We start from the raw sequence: 506 nt of genomic DNA, 5'->3' as shown, positions 1-506 counted from the left end.
GATTGGGGTTTTGAGAGACTCCTCAATCACCTTGCTGTCAAACAGCAAAATCACTGAGTGTTTCAAATTTTTCAGCTTGTTCCAGATTGTTAAAGAGCAAATTTTCACAATATACTGGCCTGAGCCAATACATTCTGAAAGGGTTTATACGAGACGTAAATAATGGTGGAGCTAAGCGGGATCGAACCGCTGACCTCCTGCGTGCAAGGCAGGCGCTCTCCCAGCTGAGCTATAGCCCCAAATATTCTGCGTTACCGGCCTGTGCTGCCAATTTACTTCACCGCTGACAGGTCAGGGGAAAATAAAATTGGTAGGCCTGAGTGGACTTGAACCACCGACCTCACCCTTATCAGGGGTGCGCTCTAACCACCTGAGCTACAAGCCTATGCCGATACCGTCTCTTTCTTTCATCAGACAATCTGTGTGAACACTCACAGTCTGCTATCGTTCGGTTAAGGAGGTGATCCAACCGCAGGTTCCCCTACGGTTACCTTGTTACGACTTCA

The 506-nt window shown here is 48.0% G+C and carries 2 tRNA genes and 1 rRNA gene; all 3 read right to left on the bottom strand.

Annotated features, from left to right (window positions below):
- Positions 1 to 163: 163 nt before the first annotated feature.
- A tRNA-Ala gene (locus Xinn_RS21465) sits at positions 164 to 239 on the bottom strand.
- A gap of 69 nt (positions 240 to 308) precedes the next feature.
- Positions 309 to 385, bottom strand: a tRNA-Ile gene (locus Xinn_RS21460).
- 68 nt (positions 386 to 453) lie between these two features.
- Positions 454 to 506, bottom strand: a 16S ribosomal RNA gene (locus Xinn_RS22565); the annotation flags it as partial.

The sequence above is a fragment of the Xenorhabdus innexi genome (assembly GCF_002632485.1).
Lineage (GTDB): Bacteria > Pseudomonadota > Gammaproteobacteria > Enterobacterales > Enterobacteriaceae > Xenorhabdus > Xenorhabdus innexi.
The sequence above is the reverse complement of the archived record's forward strand: the minus strand, read 5'-3'. Positions and strand labels throughout refer to the sequence as shown.